The organism is Morganella morganii H1r (assembly GCF_000633515.1).
GTDB classification, from domain to species: domain Bacteria; phylum Pseudomonadota; class Gammaproteobacteria; order Enterobacterales; family Enterobacteriaceae; genus Morganella; species Morganella morganii_B.
On sequence record NZ_AYMP01000015.1, the window covers coordinates 105,011 to 125,425 of the forward strand.

A 20,415-nucleotide genomic window follows, 5' to 3' on the forward strand; every position below is an offset into this window, starting at 1 on the left:
TACCCCGCCGGAGACTCGGCGGGGTATTTTTATTCCGGCTGTTCTGCTTACCAGTTAAGAAACTTAATTAAGAACCACGCAATCGCGCCGATAAACACCGGCAGCACATACAGCACAAAAATCTGCCGGAAAATAGTGTGATTCGGAATCCGTATTCTGGCGATTAAATCCGCCGGTGTTTTTCCGCTCTCTCTGGCATTTTCAATGATGGCCTGATCTTCAATATTCTCGCGGATAAACTTTACCTGCCGGGACATACGGATACCGGATGCACTCAGCGCCAGCCCAACAAACATCAGGATATAAATCAGTAAAAAACTCAGATTGTGACCTTCAAAACCGAGTAATTTATCCGGTACTGGGGAGTTATTCCAGAATGTGTTCAGGAACGGTGTATTCACACGGATCATTTCCGTCACCACATTAATAAAATCCCCGATAACGGCATTAATTTTATCACTGCCGGTACTCTGCTGATGAGCCAGTTTCAGTAACGAAACAAGGGTTGAGATCAGAGCCGGAATAAAAACCACCCAGCCTGCCACCCGTTTAAATACAGCAACCCAGCGTGCCTGTTGCAGCGTCATGCGCTTTCCTCATTTGATTTTTTCCCTGTCATCATAGCGCAGAAATCAGGAGAAGATCATTATCATTATTCCGGACTTTTTTACCCCGGAAATGATTAAGTCACTTAATGAACTCTCCGCCCCGTCTTGTTACAATCAGAGCGGGTTTTCATTCATTGCAGGATCTCAGGAGCATACACTATGTCCCACGCCTTACCGGTACAGGCCGCTATTTTTGATATGGATGGTTTACTGATTGATTCCGAGCCGTTCTGGCTTCAGAGCGAAAATCAGGTTTTCAGCAGCATCGGCCTGGATATGTCACTGCGGGATAAGCTGCCCGATATGCTGGGTCTGCGTATCGACCAGGTCGTGGAGCTGTGGTATCAGGTTTCGCCGTGGCAGACACCGTCTAAAGAAGACGTCATCCAGCGGATTATTGATTCCACGATTGCCATGGTGAAAAAAGAGCGTCCGCTCCTGCCCGGAGTGGAACATGCACTGTCCCTGTGCCGGTCACAGGGACTGAAAATCGCCCTGGCGTCCGCCTCGCCGCTCTATATGCTGGAATCCGTACTGGAGATGTTTAACATCCGCCATTATTTTGATGCGGTGGTGTCTGCCGGTGATCTGCCTTACAGCAAGCCGCATCCGCAGGTGTATCTGAATGCTGCTGAAGCGCTGGGTGTTCCGCCGGTACAGTGTGTTGCGCTGGAAGATTCGGTTAACGGTATGATTGCCTGTAAAGCCGCCCGTATGCGCTCCATTGTGGTACCCGCCGCTGAAATGGCCGCCGATCCGCGCTGGTCACTGGCAGATTACCGCCTGTCATCACTCAGTGAACTGACCGCAGCCATGGTCAGCTGATTATTTTTGTGGCGGGAAATATCCCGCCTGCTCCATCAGTGAAATATTCCGGAGTTATTCATTAATAAATAAGCCTTTTTCTTTATTACCCTCTGGCCGGGCGTCATAAAAGACTTTATACTGTAACACTGTATAAATAAACACCTGAGTATTTACCCGGTATCATGACAGCTGAGGGTCACCTGCTTTTCTCTGTCGCTTCTGTAGTGATGGTTCACCAGCTTCAGATTTCGCCTGATATCAGTCAGGGGGACTGGCTGCACCTGATCCCCGGCGCTCTCGCCGGCGCACTTCTGCCGGATATTGACCATCCGAAATCCATGCTGGGGCAGTGGGTCCGCTTTATTTCTGTACCAATTTCGCGCCTGTGCGGGCACCGGGGTTTCACGCACAGCCTGCTGGCTATTCTGATCGGCGTTATTCTGTTCCGCACACAACTGCCGGTCAGCTGGTCTGTCCCGGCGGATTTTTATCAGGCGGTAATTGTCGGGTATCTCAGCCATCTGGCCGGGGATATGCTGACAACTGCCGGGATCCCGCTGTTATGGCCGGTACGCTGGCGCTTCTGTATTCCGCTGCTGGGCAGTAAAGCCAATAAACGGGCAGAACGCAGTGTGGCGCTGATTGTGCTGGTGGCCTCGTTCTATCTGCCTGCACACTGGGAAGTCTGGTGGGATCATCTGCGGGAGCTGGTGCTGACTCAGATAACAGCCCGGCTATAAGCAATTCATCTTATATAACCAAAGGATATTGAAAATAGCCTGTTTAGTGACTATTCATGTCAAATCAATCCCTGTGATCTACAATATAGCTATAGATAATTCAGATTCGTTATAAGTGATGCAGAAAACTCCTGTTAATCTATAACGTATCTTTTACAGTTTCGGCATCGCCATAACTGTATACGATGCAATCAACACACTATAACAACATACCAACAGGTATCGGAGACCGGGATGAATTTTCCATTAATCAGCAATCTCGCTATATTCGTTATTCTGCTGCTGGTGCTGATGAAGCTCTGCAGCAATAAAGACTGGAGTCTGTCCAAAAAAGTACTCACCGGTCTGGTGATCGGTGTTCTGTTCGGCCTCGGGCTGAATGCATTCTACGGGACAGAACATGACGCGGTAAAACAGGCCCTGCCATGGTTTGATATTGTCGGTAACGGCTATGTGAAGCTGTTACAGATGGTAATTATGCCGCTGGTTTTCGCATCTATTCTCAGCGCAGTTGCCCGTCTGCACCAGGCATCTTCACTGGGTAAAATCAGCATGCTGACGATCGGCACCCTGCTGATCACCACGGCAATTGCCGCCTTAATCGGTATTCTGATCACCCTCGCTTTCGGCCTGACAGCAGACGGTCTGATCCAGGGCGTGAAAGAAACCGCACGTCTGACCCAGCTGGAATCCCAGTATGCAGGCAAAGTGTCTGACCTGACCCTGCCGCAGCTGATCCTGTCCTTTATTCCGAAAAACCCGTTTGCTGACCTGACCGGCGCTAACCCGACCTCCATCATCAGCGTGGTGATTTTTGCCGCCTTTATGGGTGTGGCGGCACTTCAGCTGATTAAAGACAACGAAGAGCGCGGTGCCAAAGTGCTCAGCGCGATTGATATCCTGCAGGCGTGGGTGATGAAACTGGTGCGTCTGGTGATGCGCTTTACCCCGTACGGTGTGTTTGCCCTGATGACCAAAGTGGTTGCCGGTTCAAACATTCAGGACATCATTAAGTTAGGGACTTTCGTTGTTGCTTCTTATATTGCGATCCTGCTGATGTTTGTGGTTCACGGTCTTATTGTCGGTATTGCCGGTATCAACCCGCTGCGTTTCTTCCGCAAAATCGCGCCGGTACTGACCTTCGCCTTTACCAGCCGTTCAAGTGCAGCCAGTATTCCGCTGAGTGTGGAGGCACAGACACGCCGTATCGGTATTCCTGACTCTATTGCCGGGTTCGCGGCTTCCTTCGGAACCACCATCGGCCAGAACGGCTGTGCGGGGATTTACCCGGCCATGCTGGCGGTGATGGTTGCCCCGACAGTGGGTATCAACCCGTTTGATCCGCTGTGGATTGCCACACTGGTCGGTATTGTGACCGTCAGTTCTGCCGGTGTTGCCGGTGTCGGCGGCGGTGCGACTTTCGCGGCACTGATTGTTCTGCCTGCCATGGGTCTGCCGGTCACCCTGGTTGCACTGCTGATCTCTGTCGAGCCGCTGATTGATATGGGCCGTACCGCACTGAACGTCAGTGGTTCCATGACCGCCGGGACAGTCACCAGCCAGATCCTGGGTCAGACAGACAAAACCCTGTTTAATAATGATAACGACGAAGATTTGCAGCAGGGATAATATCCCGCCGCTGATTATCGTCAGATAACAGAAATGCACCACCGTGCACCAGAGTGACTCTGCAATACGCAAAAGCCGCGCCGGAAATAATCCACCAGCGCGGCTTTACTTATCAGTCAGTTCATTTTTTTACATCAGTTCTTTCTTCATAGTAAGGGACCGAACACAGAGATAGATCTGTCACGTAGTATTGCGTGAAAATATCAGTTGGCGGACATTTTTGATAATTATGAGATATTAGGTAATAACTACCTATCCAAGTAATAGGGAAAGATAAAAAAACCAAATAACAAGTAATATTCCTGCCATTTGATAAGAAACATTTTTTTTGGTTTTTTCATTATCACTTGAGTTATTAAGTTGTATAATAGACTTAGAAACAAATAGCTGATAATTATACCAGAAAGACACAACGTGGATGAATATGACAATGAAACAACATCGGACGCATTAAAAAAATCATAAACCGAAAACACACCCAATAAAAAAACACCAAAAGAAATTATAAAAAATAAAAATAAAGAAAGTGAAAGTTTTATTAATTTACCTTTATTCATTATCTATTTCCCTTCCAGTATTTATCACCTTCAGGTTGACTCTTAACTTCTCTCATTTTTTCAATAAGTTTTTCATTAATTTGATATTTTTCATCTATATAATTTAAGCCATAAGCAATCCCAAGACCTAAACCGAACACAATAACGCCAACAATTAAAGGACTTGCACCAATAGATAAAGCCGATGTTACAGCCAGAAACGTAGACCCACCTCCCCATGCCACAAACGAAGCTACACCTAATTTAGCAACATCCATGGTAATATCACCGACAAAATTATACAGGTCATAATCTTTCTGAAAGATAAGCTGTAACAACCGGAATCCTGCAGCGGCGATAAAGGTATAACGCATACCGCTAATTGTCGCAGAATTGAGTCCCTGCCGGCCAATACCCATACCAATTATTTTACCGTTATTCGCAAGATAAAGTCGTGGCGTTTAATCTGTGGCGCAGCCCGGCATAGCCGCTGAGTTTAATCATGACACTGCCATTCGCAGCAACATACTCTGTTGCTGTAATACCAAATTTAAAATTAAATTCACGTAATAACTCAGCGACAGAAAATCCCTCGCGGATATTGCCGATATAGGAACTGGTAAAAGAGTATGCATCGCGGATATAGGATCTGCCGTTATTTTTCAATTCTTCCAGCATTCCTGCTGCTTCTTTTAGTGTCAGCAAAACAATGACACGTTCATTGTCCCGTAACTGTTTTTCCAGCCCGATGGCATCAAAAAACTCGTGCTGAGGACGAAGTTCGTTGATTTTCGCTTTTCCGCTCAGAATGTCACCGAGATATCCGCTCATTGTCGGATCATATTTCTTATCGTTCATATATTCCCTTACATCAGACAGACATACAGCACCGATATCACGTAGACACTTAAGCTAAATTGCAATATTCCATAATCTCTGTGAAAGTACAAGCTCAGTTTTAGTTACTATTTTTTCGGCGATGGTCAGTACTAAAGTCCCGGTATTATTGCTGATTTACTCAGTAAACAGATATAAAAAAGGCCGTAACGCTAGGCGTTACGGCCTTTTTATCAGTATATAATGATTAATTCAGAAATTCACCGCTGCGCAGTGCTTCAATTCGCTTATCCAGCGGCGGATGTGATAAAAACAGTTCGCTGAATGACTTATTGCGGCCGTTGATGCAAAACGCCATCATGCTGCCCTCTTCCTGCGGTTCATAGCTGGTTTTCAGGCGTTGCAGTGCGGCGATCATCTTCTCGCGGCCCACCAGTTTTGCGGAGCCCGCATCCGCATAGAATTCACGGCGGCGTGAGAACCACATGGTGATAATGCTGGCCAGAATGCCGAACACAATTTCCAGTACCATCGATACCGCGAAATAAATCATCGGGTTACCCTGACTGCCGGCGTTTTCGTCATTGTTGTTTGACATAAAACCTGCCGCCAGTTGCGCCAGAATACGGGAAATAAAGATAACAAAGGTGTTTACCACGCCCTGTAACAGCGTCATGGTCACCATATCACCATTCGCGATATGGCTGATCTCATGGGCGATAACCGCCTCCGCCTCATCGCGGCTCATATTTTCCAGTAACCCGGAACTGACCGCTACCAGTGACGCATCACGGCGCGCGCCGGTTGCAAAGGCGTTAATGTCCGGTGCGTGGTAAATCGCCACTTCCGGCATGCCGATACCGGCCTGCTGTGCCTGACGGCGTACCGTCTCCATCAGCCAGTACTCCGTCTGAGTGGACGGATTAGTGATCACCTGCCCGCCGACAGAGCGCAGCGCCATCCATTTTGACATCAGCAGAGACACAAATGCGCCGCCGAAGCCAAATAACCCTGCCATGATCATCAGTCCGGTCACACTTCGGCTCTGAACGCCGGTCAGCGACAGAATAATGCCGAAGACGACCATTACGGCCAGGTTTGTGAGTAAAAATAATGCAATTCGCATCATATCAGTATGATCCTTTAACTAGTGTGCCCATCATATGCCTCAGAAAATAGGGGCATTTTGCCATATTTCAAGGCTTTTTAACCGAATAACTTTAATTATTAAACAACTTTACACTTAATTTTAATAAAGTGATCTTTTGCTGTTTTGTGCGGTTTGGCTTTCTGTGCAGATAATCAGCGTTTTTTATTAAAAAAACACTTTACTTTTTAAATGGGAAAAATTATCATTCTCGTTGTAGGTACCTGAGTAAATTACTAAGGTATTGGCAAACGACATTGCTCACATTGCTTCCAGTATTTCGAAGTTTCTCAGCCAGCCATCGCGCTGGCTTTTTTTTATCCGTCAGCGGGCATAAAACTCTACCGGCAGATTATCCGGGTCAAAACAGAAGAAAAAGGATTTACCGGTAAATTCATCCGTGCGGATGCTGTCACAACGGATACCGCAGTGTTTCAGATGTGTTTCCCATGCGGTCAGATCCTGCACTGCAAATGCCAGATGGCGCAGACCGCAGGCTTCCGGCTGTGATACGCGGGGCGGGCTTGCCGGAAAGGTAAAGAGCTCCAGCAGATACTCCCCGTTCAGTGCCAGATCCACCTTGTAAGAACCCCGTTCCGCGCGGTAGTGCTCACTGAGCACGGTAAATCCCAGTGCATCACAGTAAAACGCCAGACTGGCCGTGAGGTCAGAAGCAATCACGGCGATATGATCCACTTTTTCAATCTTCAGCATATCTTTCCTGTATAACGCCCCGTTACCGGGGCGTTTGATTTGCATGCTTTGTTTTACAACGGCTGAGTCTGTGCTTCCACCGCCGCCAGCGCCACCATGTTGACGATACGCCGCACAGAGGAGATAGACGTCAGAATATGCACCGGTTTATTAATCCCCATCAGTACAGGACCGACCGTCACCCCTTCCGAGGTCGTCACCCGCAGCAGGTTATAGCTGATACGGGCTGCTTCCCCGTTCGGCATGATCAGCAGGTTTGCCGCGCCTTTCAGCGGGCTGTCCGGCATCAGATCACGGCGGATAGCCTCCACCAGCGCCGCATCACCGTGCATTTCCCCGTCAATTTCCAGTGATGGTTCCCGCTCGCGGATCAGCGCCAGGGTATCGCGCATTTTTTCTGCGGACGGTGACGGACAGGAACCGAAGCTGGAACGGGATAACAACGCGACTTTCGGCTCAATACCGAACCGGCGCACCGCAGCAGCCGCCATCAGCGTGATCTCCGCCAGTTGTTCTGCAGTCGGATCATCATGCACATAGGTATCCGCGATAAACGTGTTCCCCGTCGGCAGGCTGAGCGCATTCATCGCGCCCGCCGTGTGCACTCCGTCATGGAAACCAAACACATTTTCCACAATCCGGTAATGATCATGATAATCACCGATTATCCCGCAAATCATGCCGTCCGCCTCGCCACGGTGTACCATGATGGCACCGATACTGGTCGGGTTAGTAATAATGGCACGGCGGGCCTGTTCCTGGGTCACGCCCTTACGCTTCATCAGCTGATAATATTCCTGCCAGTATTCAGCAAAACGCGGATCACTTTCATTGTTAACGATTTCAAAATCCCGGCCCGGCACAATCTGCAGTCCCAGTTTTTTAATTCGCATTTCAATCACATCCGGGCGGCCAATCAGAACAGGATACGCCAGCCCCATGCTGACCAGCTCCTGTGTCGCATGCAGTATGCGCGGTTCTTCCCCTTCAGCCAGCACGATGCGTTTGCGGTCTTTGCGTGCCATAGAGAAAACCGGCTTCATAAACAGCGTGGTTTTGTAGACAAACTCATTGAGGTGTTCCAGGTAGACACTGAAATCCTCAATCGGACGTGTCGCCACGCCGGTTTCCATAGCCGCTTTTGCCACTGCCGGGGCAATTTTCAGGATAAGGCGCGGATCAAACGGTTTCGGGATAATATATTCACGCCCGAAAGATAATTCCTGACCACCGTAAGCGGAGGCGACCTGTTCGCTCTGCTCTGCCAGCGCCAGATCCGCAATCGCCTTCACGCAGGCCAGTTTCATCTCTTCATTAATTGCCGTTGCGCCGACATCCAGCGCGCCGCGGAAAATGAACGGGAAGCAGAGCACATTATTGACCTGGTTCGGGTAATCTGAACGCCCGGTGCAGATAATGGCATCCGGACGGACAGCCAGTGCCAGCGGCGGCAAAATTTCCGGTTCCGGATTAGCCAGCGCCAGGATCAGCGGGTCACGTGCCATACCTTTGACCATCTCCGGTGTCAGTACGCCCGGCCCGGAGCAGCCGAGGAAAATATCAGCGCCCGGCATCGCATCCGCGAGTGTCCGCATGCCATTGTCGTCAATGGCATATGCTGCTTTGGTTTCCGCCATATTGGCTTCACGGCCTTTGTAGATAACCCCTTTGGAGTCACAGACAATAATATTGTCACGTTTCAGGCCCAGCAGCACCATCAGGTTCATACAGGCAACAGAGGCGGCACCCGCACCGGACACCACCAGACGAACATCGCCGATTGCCTTGTTAACAATGCGCAATCCGTTAAGAACCGCAGCGGTGCTGATAATCGCGGTACCGTGCTGGTCATCATGGAAGACCGGGATTTTCATGCGTTCACGCAGTTTCTTTTCAATATAAAAACATTCAGGTGCTTTGATATCTTCGAGGTTGATGCCGCCGAATGTCGGCTCCAGAGAGGCGATGATATCCACCAGTTTGTCCGGGTCGGTTTCATTCACTTCAATATCAAAAACATCCACGCCGGAGAATTTTTTAAATAAAACCCCCTTTCCTTCCATCACCGGCTTACCGGCCAGCGCCCCGATATTGCCGAGGCCGAGCACCGCCGTGCCGTTGGAAATGACCGCGACCAGGTTACCTTTGGCGGTATATTTATAGGCTGCCAGCGGGTCATCCGCGATTTCGAGGCAGGGAGCTGCAACGCCCGGTGAATAGGCCAGTGCCAAATCACGCTGGGTGGTCAGCGGTTTGGTCGGGGTAACGGTAATTTTACCGGGAGAGGGAAACTGATGAAACTCAAGGGCACTTTGTTTTAATTGTTCGTCCATTTCAGGATCCTTTACAGGCGTTAATAACAGGGTCAGGGCGGACCGGCGGCGTAAGCGCTGCCGCCGGCCACGTTATTCAGCGCTACATAATCAGTATACTGATAAATAGCGGAATAGTGAAAAAAGTGTAATATTCATGTAGTTAATGTGCTGAACCTGTTGAAAAAAACAACATATCCCTTATCGGTTATCTGATAATAGCGACCTTCTCCCGCCAGACCGCCAATTATATCTTCCAGTCTTAAACCCTGAACTTTATCCCTATAATATGCTTCATGTTATTAGGGACATTATTATTTTTAAATACTTTGTTATTTGCACATATAACACTTTTGCGTAAAAATTAATTGTCCTGGCGATTATGGTATATTTTGCATTTCAATAATTAATATATCAATTAAATCGTTTTAATTAATATTATCTCATACCGTACACCCGGCAAGGGAGAACTCTATGCCTCATCACACTATTATGGTTATTGATGACCATCCGTTGTTACGTTATGGTTTTAAAATGCTTTTACAGCCGGATTATGCGTTAACCATCATGCCGGAATTTACTGACAATAATGGCCTGTTCAGCCATATCCATCAGCATACCCCCAGAATGATTATATTAGACATTAATGTCCGTGCGTTTTCCGGTATTGATTTTATTAAAAAATTACGTCATAAGAAAATTTCCAGCTACATTCTGGTATTTTCACAATCGCGGGAACGGAATGATATATATGCTGCTATTGATGCCGGGGCTGATGGTTATTTATTAAAGAATTGCGATGTTGATTATTTATTAAGTCAGATTAAAAATGCCTTTAAAGGGAAAAAAATTTTCAGTGAGGCTATCTATAAAATTTTGCAGGAACGTGAACACTATCACGATCCGGTCAGCTACCTGACACAACGGGAAGCGGATGTTCTCAAGGAACTGGCCTGCGGGATGAAAAATAAGGAAATTGCACGGGCGCTGTTTATTTCAGAAGAGACAGTGAAAGTTCATATCCGCAATATACTGAAAAAACTGAATGTCTCCACACGGCTCGCGGCCAGCCTGCTCTATCTGAAATACCGGCTGCCCCGCTGAGGGGGATCCCCGGGATGGCGGTTCCGGGGTTACTCACTTTCTTCGTCGATACTCGCCGGCGTCGGGTAATTGAGCAGCTCCAGTGTACCGTCCGGTTTTTCACGGACATCCACCTGGATAACCTCTTTATTCATCCCCCGGAGAATAGTATCGACCTCACTGTAGGCGTAGCGGATGTTTTTATCGTGTGCCCAGTCCGGCATGCCGGTTACACCATAGTAAAAGTACACGGTGCTGATACCGTTGCCCTGCGGCTCTATCGCCTTGATTTTACTGATACGCAGTGCGCCGTAACAAAAATCCTCATGCGTCTGCCAGGCGTCTTTTCCTTTGTCCGTCAGCTGATATTCCACACCGGACGATTCAATCGTGGCACTGATAAAACCAACGGAAGCCAGCGCATTCAGCCGTGAAATCATCCATGGCTCTGACTGACTTGAGCTGAACTGCGGCCATTTATGTTCATCCAGGCACAGTTCGCTGTTTTCGGTAAATTTGAGCTGAAGTTCATTCAGATACACGTCCGTTTGTCCCGCGAGGGTAAAGCTGGCAAATAACAGCGTGCTTCCGGCTAAGTACTCTTTCATCGATCCTGTCTCAACATCTTCCGGATGTTTTTGTCATGGTTATGGCGTAATGCTACCCCACTTTTTTGCATTTATCGAATACTCTCTGCACGTAAGATTCTGGATAACTGCATCAAATTCCCGCATTATGCTATTTTTCGTGTTCACGACAAAGGATAAAAAATGAAAAATACAACCTCCGTCAGCCGGATTTTCGGGATCAAAAACTGCGACACGATGAAAAAAGCCCGTGCCTGGCTGGATGCGCATCAGATAGCCTATGAGTTTCATGATTACCGGCAGGACGGCGCGGATACTGAACTGCTCAGTGAATTTGCCCGTCATATTGACTGGACACTGCTGCTCAATAAACGCGGCACCACCTGGCGTCAGCTGGATAAAACAGAACAGGATGCGGTGACTGATGCGCAGTCCGCCATCCGCCTGATGTCAGAGAAACCGGCACTGATCAAACGCCCGGTGCTGATCTCCGCAGATGGTCGCTATCACCTTGGTTTTAAAGCTGATGATTATCAGCAATTTTTCAGCCTTCCTGCCTGAGATAAAGGAAACACCATGCATTGTCCTGTAACAGAACTGGCAAAACAGCTTATCAGCCGGGAATCGGTCAGCCCGGATGATAAAGGCTGCCAGGCACTGATGGCTGAACGCCTGATTGCCGCCGGGTTTACCGTCGAACACATGCCGTCCGGCGACACACAGAATTTCTGGGCATACCGGGGCGGCAGCGGCACAACGCTGGCCTTTGCCGGTCACACCGATGTGGTACCCCCGGGTGACCTCAGCCACTGGCGTACACCGCCGTTTGAACCGGCACTGGTTGACGGTATGCTGTACGGGCGCGGTGCTGCCGATATGAAAGGTTCGCTGGCGGCCATGATTGTTGCTGCCGAACGTTTCACTGAACGCTATCCGGACTATCCGGGACGCCTTGCCTTTCTTATCACCTCAGATGAGGAAGCATCAGCCGTTAACGGCACAGTGAAAGTGGTGGAAACGCTGATGGCGCGCCATGAAAAGGTGGAATATTGCCTGGTCGGTGAGCCGTCAAGCCAGTCACAATTAGGGGATATGATTAAAAACGGCCGCCGGGGTTCTGTTACCGCAAACCTGACCATTCACGGCACCCAGGGTCATGTCGCCTATCCGCATCTGGCCGATAATCCGGTTCACCGCGCCGCGCCGTTTATACAGGAGCTGGTGGCAGAGCACTGGGACAGCGGCAATCAGTTCTTCCCGCCGACCAGCATGCAGATAGCCAATATCCGCGCCGGAACCGGCAGCAATAATATCATTCCGGGTGATCTGTTTATTCAGTTCAATTTCCGCTTCAGCACCGAATCCACCGCAGAATCGCTGGAAGCCCGTATCGCTGCGCTGCTGGAAAAACATCAGCTGAAACATACCATTCACTGGTCATTGTCCGGCCACCCGTTCCTGACCCCGGAAGGCCCGCTGACCAGTGCGGTCTGCCGTGCCATCGGTCAGTACTGCAATCTGACACCGGAACTCTCCACCAGCGGCGGAACCTCCGACGGACGCTTTATTGCGCGGATGGGCACACAGGTTGTGGAGCTGGGTCCCGTCAACGCCACCATTCACAAAGTAAATGAATGCGTCAGCGCTGCTGACTTACAACAGCTCAGCCGTATCTATCAACGGATTATGGAGCAGATCCTGCTATGATGACCTTTGAAATGCTGACCGGGCAGACCCGTGATCATGTCATTAATTTTGCCGGTAATCATCACCTGCAATTTAATGCCACCAAAGCGTTTCTCGCCATGCAGAAAGCGGCGGCAACCGCCGGGTTTAAACTGATGCCCGCCAGCTCCTTCCGGGATTTTTCCCGTCAGCAGATTATCTGGAATGAAAAATTTGCCGGGATCCGCACCGTCAATGATGCCGAAAACCGCCCGCTGGATGTCTCAGCGCTGTCAGAAGCGGAGCGCTGTCAGGCGATCCTGCGCTGGTCTGCCATTCCGGGTGCCAGCCGTCACCACTGGGGAACAGAGGTTGATTATTACGATCCGTTCCGCCTGCCTGCTGACACCTCCCTTCAGCTTGAGCCCCGGGAGTATGAGGAAGGCGGCTATTTTGCCGCCCTTTCCGCCTGGCTGGCGGACAATATGGCACAGTTTGATTTTTATCTGCCGTTCACACAGCGCCAGACCGGCGGTGTGGCTTATGAACCGTGGCATATCAGCTACTGGCCGCTCTCTTATGAGGCGGAGCAGCTTTACACCCCTGAAATTCTTGAAAGAGTACTGAAAACACAGGATATCGCCGGTAAAACATGGTTACTGGGTAATCTTGACGCAGTTTATCAGCAATATATCACATTACCGGAAAGCCATTAATCCGGTGATTTCTCCTCCGGCGCCGGGGTATTCTCCGGCGTCATGTCATCTGTTTCCGGCAGACGCAGCATATAGATCAGCAGCCAGACCAGAATACACAGCAGTAACAGCCGGATATAAATCAGTTTCACCAGCCAGAGCGATACCGCGAACGTCAGCAGGATCACGATGACTGCCCGCCGTTTTGCTTTGCGCGGCAGGCCTTTGTGCGTCTGCCAGTGACGGATGTAGCCGCCGAACCAGGAACGGTACAGAAGCCAGTGATGGAACCGGGGGGATGAACGGGAGAAACACCACGCCGCCAGCAGCAGGAACGGCGTTGTCGGCAAAACCGGCAGCACGACCCCCAGCGTTGCCAGGATGACGGCAATCCAGCCTGATAACAGCAGCAGTATACGGGTGAACGGCTTCACGTCCTGAGCCTCCGGTAATGAGAATGCAACTCAATGTTATCGTTGCGTAACATCTTATTCAACCGGCTTGTGACCATTAATGATGATCCGGCAAAAAAACGGCGCTCTGTTCCGCACAGAGCGCCGCTCAGGCTGCCGGCAGCAGGTGACTGTCAGCGAATCAAATGATTGATACAGATATCACATCAGCGGCGGCACTGAAGGCCGGATCGGCACAACAAGCACGGTAGGCCCCTTACGCTGTAATGCGGCTTTGCAGGCCGCAATCACCTCAGCTTCAGTTTCTGCCCGGACCGCTGTACAACCGTAACCGGTGGCAAGAGCCGCAATATCCAGCCCCGGAATATCCAGGCCCGGCACCCCCGGCGTGTCTTCCAGTACCGCGAAAGATTTCAGAATACCGTACTGCCTGTTTTCCGGAATGACAAACAGGATCGGTAACTGATGCTGTGCGGCAGTCCATAATCCCTGTACAGAATACTGCATGGAGCCGTCACCGATAATCGCCGCTACAGGACGGTTACGCCCGCTGTCCCGTTCACCGAGGGCAATCCCCGCACTGGCCGGTAACGTCCAGCCGAGTGACCCGCTGGCAAAGGTGTAGAATGAGTCCGGTTTATCCACCGGCCAGGCGGCATGCAGTTCTGCGAGATTAGAGGGGGATTCCTCGGTCAGAATCGTCTCTTCCGGCATGGCGCTTCTGACTGCCCGGAACAGCTGTGAGGCACTCAGAGCCCCGTCAGATGCCGCTTCCGCCGCAGCAGGATGTGGTGCCATGCCGTGCGGCTGTCTGCTGACGGCGGCTGCCCGCACCGGGTGCGCAGTCACCAGATCCGTTAACTGCTCAACCGCCAGTACCGCATCACTCAGCAGACTATCCCCGACCGGCGCCCGTCCCGCTTCCTGCGGATCATCCGTGATATGCAACAGCCGCAATCCGGACGGGATATAGTCACCGGCCACATACGGGTAATAGCGGAAAACCGGCGCACCGATGATCAGCGCCACATCGTACCCTGCGAGCTTATCCGAGAGCGGTTTCATGGCAAACGGCAGGCCGCCTGCATACAGCGGATGTGATTCCGGGAACGGCGGACGCTCGGAAGCCGGTGCCGAAAACACGGGGATATTCAGTTTTTCCGCCAGCCGGATCCCCGCTTCCCAGCCCTCACCCCGGGCAAGAGATGCGCCGTAGATCAGCACCGGATTTTTCGCCTGCGACAATACCTGTGCGAATTCCCGTATCCGCACCGGATCAGCACTGATACGGTGAGATACCGTACGGACAACCGCTGTATCCGTTTCAGCCGGTTTGTCCCAGTCATCCAGCGGGATCGATAAAAATACCGGGCCCGCCGGGGGTTGCAGCGCCATCGCATACGCCCGCATAAAGGCCGCCGGGACATCTTCCGCCCGCACCGGCTGATAGCTCCATTTAACCCACGGTTCCGGCAGTGTTTCCGACTTAATATTGGTCAGCCACGGCTCCATCAGCAGCATGTCACGGGTCTGGTTACCGGCGGTAATAATCAGCGGCGTGCGGTTCATATACGCGGTCAGAATATTACTCATCGCGTTACTCAGCCCGGCGGACGTATGCACATTAACCAGTGCGACATGACGGGTGGATTGCGCATAGCCATCTGCGGCGGCTACCGCAGACGACTCATGCAATGTCTGAATATAACGGAAATCTGCCGGAAAATTTTTCAGAAAGGTTTCTTCTGTTGAACCGGGATTACCAAAGACAGTCGTGATATTCAGTTGCCGGAGTAATTCAAATGTAACCTGACGGATTGTTTTTCCCATCATAATGCTCCCGTAAAATCATTATTCCGCTGATACTGAACATACCGGCGGATGAAAAGGCATACAGACTGACTTATCTGAATGACAACAATTTTTCCTGAAATAACAATGACAAGCAGCAGAGAAAATAAGGATCCGAAACCGGAAAATTAAACTATCCCAGACTCTATTACAGCGGAAAATAAAGATCAAACCGCCACGCTGAGCCACTGTTGCGGGTTATCAGACCGGCAGAATCGTTATTTCTGATATAAAGCAGAGATATAGAGGTAAGACCAGATAACAGCATCATAAAAAAGCAGAATAATACACCTGACGGAGCCGGTTGCGAGTCAACAAAGCGATAACATGCTGACGGTTTGTGAATCCGTTACAGTATCGTTTAACTCAGCGCTGTTATTGTCTGCCGCGTGGTACCAATTGGTTATTTTGTTTTTTTTCGGCTCTCAGCGGATGCAGAGAGCTTTTTTTTTGTTTTCGGTATACTATCCGGACGATTGCAACAGTTTATGTACAGAGGCCATATGCTGAAAATAGTCTGCTTTATTGCTGTTATTCTGCTGTCAGGTTGTGCCGGGGTGGGCATCGGTGCATCCGGAGGCTCAGAAGGCGTGTCTGCGGGAATAGGTACGGGCATCGGTTTTTAATCCGGCCATGCATCCGCGCATTACCGGCTTCTTTTGTTCATAGAGGCTGTCATATACCTGTGATATACTTTGCGGAATTAATATAAATAACTGATTAACTATGTCAATTAAATACAGATCAGATATCGACGGGCTGAGAGCAATCGCTGTTCTCTTTGTTGTTATATTCCACAGCTATGACAATCTGATCCCATCCGGGTTTATTGGTGTTGATATATTTTTTGTCATCTCGGGATTCTTAATCTCATCAATAATAAAACAACAACTTATTGACAGGAACTTTTCATTTCCGGATTTTTACAGACGTCGTCTCTGGCGGCTGCAACCTGCTCTGTTATTGGTAATGTTATTCGTTCTGGTGATAACATCAATATTTTATTTACCGGATGACTATATTGATGTCATGAACAGTGAGAAATATACCTCATTGTTTTTATCAAATCAGTATTTTTCACGGGTAACAACAAGTTATGCCACTCAGGATTCCGTCTACCTTCCGCTCTTACATACCTGGTCACTGGCAATTGAATGGCAATGGTATCTTCTGATGCCGCCTGCGCTGTTTTTATTGCATACATTATGCCGCCGCTATCATTTCAGTATCGTGCGGGCGATTTCCTTACTGACGATACTGACCATCATTCTGTCACTGTTTTTGTCAGATAATTATCCGGATAAAAGTTATTATTTATTTTCATCCCGTATTTTTGAGTTTATGTTCGGTGTGACCATTGCTTATATTCCTGAAAAAACAAATAATAAAAAATCAGTCTGTAATATATTGTCAGTTATTGCTTTTGTCGTATTAATATTAATCTCCAGCTGTGATACGGTATTACCGGGTTATCCTAATTTTTATACTGTTGCTGTTTGTGCCTGTGCCGCGGTTATCATTTATACAGGGCAACACAAAACGATTATCAGCAGAATACTGTCAATCAATATTGTTGTATTTATTGGTGCTATATCATACTCACTTTATTTATGGCATTGGCCTGTTTTTGCTGCTGCACGGTACACCGGTTATTTCGATAGCAATACAGAGAAACTGGCCGCGATGTTTATTACGCTTATTTTCTCTTATTTATCTTATGTCTGCATTGAGAAAAGATTCAGGAAATCTCAGCTGCGCTTTACATATACCTTTTTGATTTTATTTATTATTCCTGTCATCATCACACTAACATTAAGTAAAATTACTGTAAAACATGACGGATTCAGTTTCAGGCTCGGAGATGCGTATCTGAAAATGGAAAACGTACTGAAAGAGCATCATTACGACAATCGTCCGTTATGCCTCAGTAATGATAATGCGGCAGCCGACGGTATCTGCCATATAGGGAAAAAAGGGGCGGATAAAAAAGCCTTTTTATTTGGCGATTCTCATGCTAACCATTTTTGGGGCTTTATGGATGTCATCGGAAAAGATGCCGGTATGGATATCAGGGCACAAGCGACATCATCCTGCCTGACACTGCCGGGCATCTATCTTTATGACTGGTGGAATTATAAAAATGCCGTGTACCAACGCTGTTATGATGATACTCAGCAGTATTACAATGATGTCAGAACAGGACATTATGATTATGTCATTATTGGTGAGGTCTGGAATAACTATGCCGGTGATCATGTCATCAATCAGGCAGGTGATACCCGATCAACAGAGGAATCCCGGTCACGTACAGAAAAAGCATTACGTGAAGCGCTGGATATTATTGTAACCTCCGGTGCCAAACCGGTTATTATCAAAACCATTAATCCGATGCCGCATAATTTTATGACCTGTTTTTATCAGAATGTAAAATTACGCCGTGATTACCGCAGTAATCACTGTGGCGCCGGACAATTTAATGGTGATGAGCAGGAATGGTTCAGCCGGTTATTTGTAAAACTAAAGAATGAATACCCGTCTCTGACGATCATTGATCCCAAAGATGTTCAATGCAATAACGGGCGTTGCCTGACCGATATTGACGGTATTCCGGTTTACCGTGATGTCGGACATTTAACCGACTACGCATCCGTTATTTTCGGAACCTGGTATTTAAATAAATACCCGAACCCGTTTAAATAACAGAAAGCGACAATAACGGTATCACCGAAATGTCATGGTGTGCCACCGGGAAGAGGTCATCAGGAAATGTTATTCAGCGCATGGCAGGTGTGATAACCTGCTGTGATGGTTTTGAATTCATTTTGAATGATAATAACTTATTGATTTTAATTAATTGATAATTACAGACAAAAAAGGTAACAACAATGCATTGGTTAGCAGAGTAAAATTAATATAATTGTTTTAATTCAGTTGGTTATGTATTTTTTCGTGCAAAAAAAGCACAACATTGCGCCACATTATACAACTTTCCAGTCATTATACTTCAATGTGTTAGCGCTCCGTTTTGACCTAACAACAGGAGCGCATTTTCTTTTATCTCATCACCACAATCCCCCTGCTATACTCCCATCATCACCCACCACTCCGAAACCAACATGCACAATATCGCCAACCTCACCCAAGACGAGAAAGATAAAATCAATGCCGATTTAGCCGCAGCCGGTATCGCGTACAAAGAAAGGCTCGGACTGCAGTATGACCTGTACGAAACAGAAAACCAGCAGCCCGAGCATTTACGCCCGTACTTTAAAGAGAGACTGGAGCACTACAGGGAGATCGGGAAAAGGTTTCCTCGCGGGTTTGAGTATGAGAAGGAGTGATTAACGCCAAGCCTGAACAAATATATTTAGTGACCCTGCTGTATCCGTTGCTCCGGTTGTAGTATTAACTATCCTCGCAACGGCGGTTAAACTACCGTATGTGTCAAAATGCACTGAACGGACAAAAGGATTCGGCACTGCGACAGCGCTAAAATCAGGAACTGCAACAATATGTTTCGGAGCAAAGCCAAAATTAATGATATCCCCGCTTTTTACCGCCAGGTGTTTGCCGATATAATCTGGTGCATTACTTATTTTGTGTGTCCTGATTACCTTGCCATTGCCGAAGATATCTATTTTCGTGAACGCGCCAAGCGGGTCGTTAAGATAAACAACAGCATTACCGGCAACATATAAATGCCTTATGTTTGCTCCCTCTCCGATTACTGTTGGCATATTAATATGCACAACAGCAGAATCCTGAACTCTGACAAGATAGGTGTTAGTGCTACCCACAGCGCCCACTGGTGATGCGAAATTCGGAGAATTTAATATTACCTCCGAGCTGGACAGTACCGTCACTGCCGCCTGGTTTACACCGAGATAACCGGCATCCTGTTCAAAATTAGGGGAGTTAAAAATTACGCCCTTTGACCCAAGCCCTATTAATACGTGACGCGCCCCCGTTGACCCTGAGTTATAGCAGTTAAACACCGCACCCTTAACACCGGCAATATTAAGCCCCAATTCTGATGGTGCGGACGAGTAACAGTTATTGAATACATTCTGAATGAGACCACCATTACCGGTTAAATCAAAACTGATCCTGCATTCGTTGGCACGCACGTTATCAAACGAGCATGAAAAATCAGAAGCGCCGGCCTTATAACCAATATCGAATTTATTCAGATACAGGTCAGATAACCGGCAATTAACCATTCCCCAAGTGTTACCATCAATACCACGTCCGGCTGTTGGCGATTCTGTGGCAATGGTCATTTTTGATATTTCGCCACCACGAACGATCTGAGATGACATCACAATGCCTGACTGACCAGAAGGAACATTAACGATAGTTGACTGACTACCCGACCCGATCAGACCGAACCCTGATTTCCATGTAAAATTACCTGTAAATACCCCAGCCGGGGCAGTAAACAAAACAGGATCATCTGCCGTTGATATGTAGTCATTTACCGGTGTTAAATCATCACCTGATACACCATACCCGCGAACACTGTTAAAGCGCCGCCAATCTTCCCTATCAAAAAATGACTTTAAGGTATCACCACCAACGCCAACCAAACTACCGTCACCGCTTATCAAATCAGACCTTAATGCCGCATCACCAACACCAATCCACGCCCCCATGCCAACACCGCCAGCAGACTCAGGCGCTGACCCGACCTGAACCGTCTTTGGCAAATCACCATCCCAGCGGTAATATTCACCGGTAGTTTCATCACGCAGAATTTCATTGCGTTTTGTTATCTCTGCACCCTGCTGGAAG

Annotated in this window: 19 protein-coding genes and 2 pseudogenes; 11 read left to right on the top strand and 10 right to left on the bottom strand. The window is 48.5% G+C overall.

The features are described from left to right. Positions 1-47 precede the first annotated feature (47 nt). The gene (locus U868_RS0109235; protein WP_025153039.1) at positions 48-587 is read right to left on the bottom strand and encodes a YniB family protein; all 540 of its coding nucleotides are present in this window, start codon (positions 585-587) and stop codon (positions 48-50) included. A gap of 180 nt (positions 588-767) precedes the next feature. Between U868_RS0109235 and hxpB the strand changes: the two genes are divergently transcribed. The 3 genes from hxpB to U868_RS0109255 all read left to right on the top strand — a co-directional run bounded on the left by hxpB (position 768) and on the right by U868_RS0109255 (position 3,784). Further along, positions 768-1,433, top strand: a complete 666-nt coding sequence (gene hxpB, locus U868_RS0109240) for a hexitol phosphatase HxpB (RefSeq protein ID WP_025153040.1) — start codon at positions 768-770, stop codon at positions 1,431-1,433. A gap of 164 nt (positions 1,434-1,597) precedes the next feature. Next, the gene (locus U868_RS0109250) at positions 1,598-2,155 is read left to right on the top strand and encodes a metal-dependent hydrolase (RefSeq protein ID WP_025153041.1); all 558 of its coding nucleotides are present in this window, start codon (positions 1,598-1,600) and stop codon (positions 2,153-2,155) included. Between the two features lie 234 nt (positions 2,156-2,389). After that, positions 2,390-3,784 carry an L-cystine transporter gene (locus tag U868_RS0109255; RefSeq protein ID WP_025153042.1) on the top strand — a complete coding sequence of 465 codons (1,395 nt, stop codon included), beginning with the start codon at positions 2,390-2,392 and terminating at the stop codon, positions 3,782-3,784. Positions 3,785-4,340: 556 nt separating this feature from the next. On the opposite strand, the gene U868_RS25030 is transcribed toward U868_RS0109255, so the two are convergent. The 5 genes from U868_RS25030 to maeB form a co-directional block, all read right to left on the bottom strand. Further along, positions 4,341-4,739, bottom strand: coding sequence for a hypothetical protein (locus U868_RS25030; RefSeq protein ID WP_051583037.1), 399 nt, complete (start codon positions 4,737-4,739; stop codon positions 4,341-4,343). A gap of 16 nt (positions 4,740-4,755) precedes the next feature. Further along, positions 4,756-5,178 carry a hypothetical protein gene (locus U868_RS25035; RefSeq protein ID WP_051583038.1) on the bottom strand — a complete coding sequence of 141 codons (423 nt, stop codon included), beginning with the start codon at positions 5,176-5,178 and terminating at the stop codon, positions 4,756-4,758. A gap of 226 nt (positions 5,179-5,404) precedes the next feature. Then, the gene (gene htpX, locus U868_RS0109275; RefSeq protein ID WP_025153044.1) at positions 5,405-6,286 is read right to left on the bottom strand and encodes a protease HtpX; all 882 of its coding nucleotides are present in this window, start codon (positions 6,284-6,286) and stop codon (positions 5,405-5,407) included. A 342-nt stretch (positions 6,287-6,628) separates the two neighbouring features. Further along, positions 6,629-7,018 (bottom strand): VOC family protein, encoded by a 390-nt coding sequence (locus U868_RS0109280; protein WP_025153045.1) that lies wholly within the window; start codon positions 7,016-7,018, stop codon positions 6,629-6,631. A 53-nt stretch (positions 7,019-7,071) separates the two neighbouring features. Then, positions 7,072-9,351: an NADP-dependent oxaloacetate-decarboxylating malate dehydrogenase gene (gene maeB, locus U868_RS0109285; protein WP_025153046.1), complete on the bottom strand. Its 2,280-nt coding sequence runs from the start codon at positions 9,349-9,351 to the stop codon at positions 7,072-7,074. A 453-nt stretch (positions 9,352-9,804) separates the two neighbouring features. Here maeB and U868_RS0109290 point away from each other — a divergent pair, with 453 nt between their 5' ends. Next, positions 9,805-10,434, top strand: coding sequence for a LuxR C-terminal-related transcriptional regulator (locus U868_RS0109290; RefSeq protein WP_024473280.1), 630 nt, complete (start codon positions 9,805-9,807; stop codon positions 10,432-10,434). 29 nt (positions 10,435-10,463) lie between these two features. On the opposite strand, the gene U868_RS0109295 is transcribed toward U868_RS0109290, so the two are convergent. Further along, entirely contained in the window at positions 10,464-11,021 is a 558-nt protein-coding gene (locus U868_RS0109295) for a hypothetical protein (protein ID WP_025153047.1), read from the bottom strand. A 162-nt stretch (positions 11,022-11,183) separates the two neighbouring features. On the opposite strand from U868_RS0109295, the gene U868_RS0109300 reads away from it, so the two are divergent. From U868_RS0109300 to U868_RS0109310, 3 genes are read left to right on the top strand one after another with little or no spacing between them, the layout of a single operon-like run. Further along, positions 11,184-11,561 carry an ArsC family reductase gene (locus U868_RS0109300; protein ID WP_025153048.1) on the top strand — a complete coding sequence of 126 codons (378 nt, stop codon included), beginning with the start codon at positions 11,184-11,186 and terminating at the stop codon, positions 11,559-11,561. Positions 11,562-11,576: 15 nt separating this feature from the next. Beyond that, complete coding sequence (gene dapE / locus U868_RS0109305; RefSeq protein WP_025153049.1) at positions 11,577-12,707, top strand: succinyl-diaminopimelate desuccinylase; 1,131 nt, start codon at positions 11,577-11,579, stop codon at positions 12,705-12,707. Next, positions 12,704-13,381: a M15 family metallopeptidase gene (locus U868_RS0109310; RefSeq protein WP_025153050.1), complete on the top strand. Its 678-nt coding sequence runs from the start codon at positions 12,704-12,706 to the stop codon at positions 13,379-13,381. The genes dapE and U868_RS0109310 overlap by 4 nt, the downstream gene beginning before the upstream one ends. Here U868_RS0109310 and U868_RS0109315 read toward each other — a convergent pair. Together U868_RS0109315 and mdlC are read right to left on the bottom strand one after the other, a co-directional pair. Next, entirely contained in the window at positions 13,378-13,794 is a 417-nt protein-coding gene (locus U868_RS0109315; protein ID WP_025153051.1) for a DUF454 family protein, read from the bottom strand. The genes U868_RS0109310 and U868_RS0109315 overlap by 4 nt on opposite strands. A gap of 180 nt (positions 13,795-13,974) precedes the next feature. Next, positions 13,975-15,606, bottom strand: coding sequence for a benzoylformate decarboxylase (mdlC, locus tag U868_RS0109325; protein ID WP_036411674.1), 1,632 nt, complete (start codon positions 15,604-15,606; stop codon positions 13,975-13,977). A gap of 521 nt (positions 15,607-16,127) precedes the next feature. Between mdlC and U868_RS26160 the strand changes: the two genes are divergently transcribed. From U868_RS26160 to U868_RS0109345, 4 genes and pseudogenes are all read left to right on the top strand, one after another. Beyond that, positions 16,128-16,250 (top strand): hypothetical protein, encoded by a 123-nt coding sequence (locus U868_RS26160; protein WP_275886619.1) that lies wholly within the window; start codon positions 16,128-16,130, stop codon positions 16,248-16,250. 100 nt (positions 16,251-16,350) lie between these two features. Beyond that, positions 16,351-17,331, top strand: a pseudogene (locus U868_RS25930) (acyltransferase family protein); the annotation flags it as partial. 168 nt (positions 17,332-17,499) lie between these two features. Then, positions 17,500-18,324, top strand: coding sequence for an SGNH hydrolase domain-containing protein (locus U868_RS25935; protein WP_240182702.1), 825 nt, complete (start codon positions 17,500-17,502; stop codon positions 18,322-18,324). A 416-nt stretch (positions 18,325-18,740) separates the two neighbouring features. Next, on the top strand, positions 18,741-18,965 hold the full coding sequence (locus U868_RS0109345) for a DNA polymerase III subunit theta (RefSeq protein ID WP_025153054.1): 225 nt from the start codon (positions 18,741-18,743) through the stop codon (positions 18,963-18,965). Here the strand turns inward: U868_RS0109345 and U868_RS0109350 are convergent. After that, positions 18,966-20,415, bottom strand: a pseudogene (locus U868_RS0109350) (hypothetical protein); the annotation flags it as partial.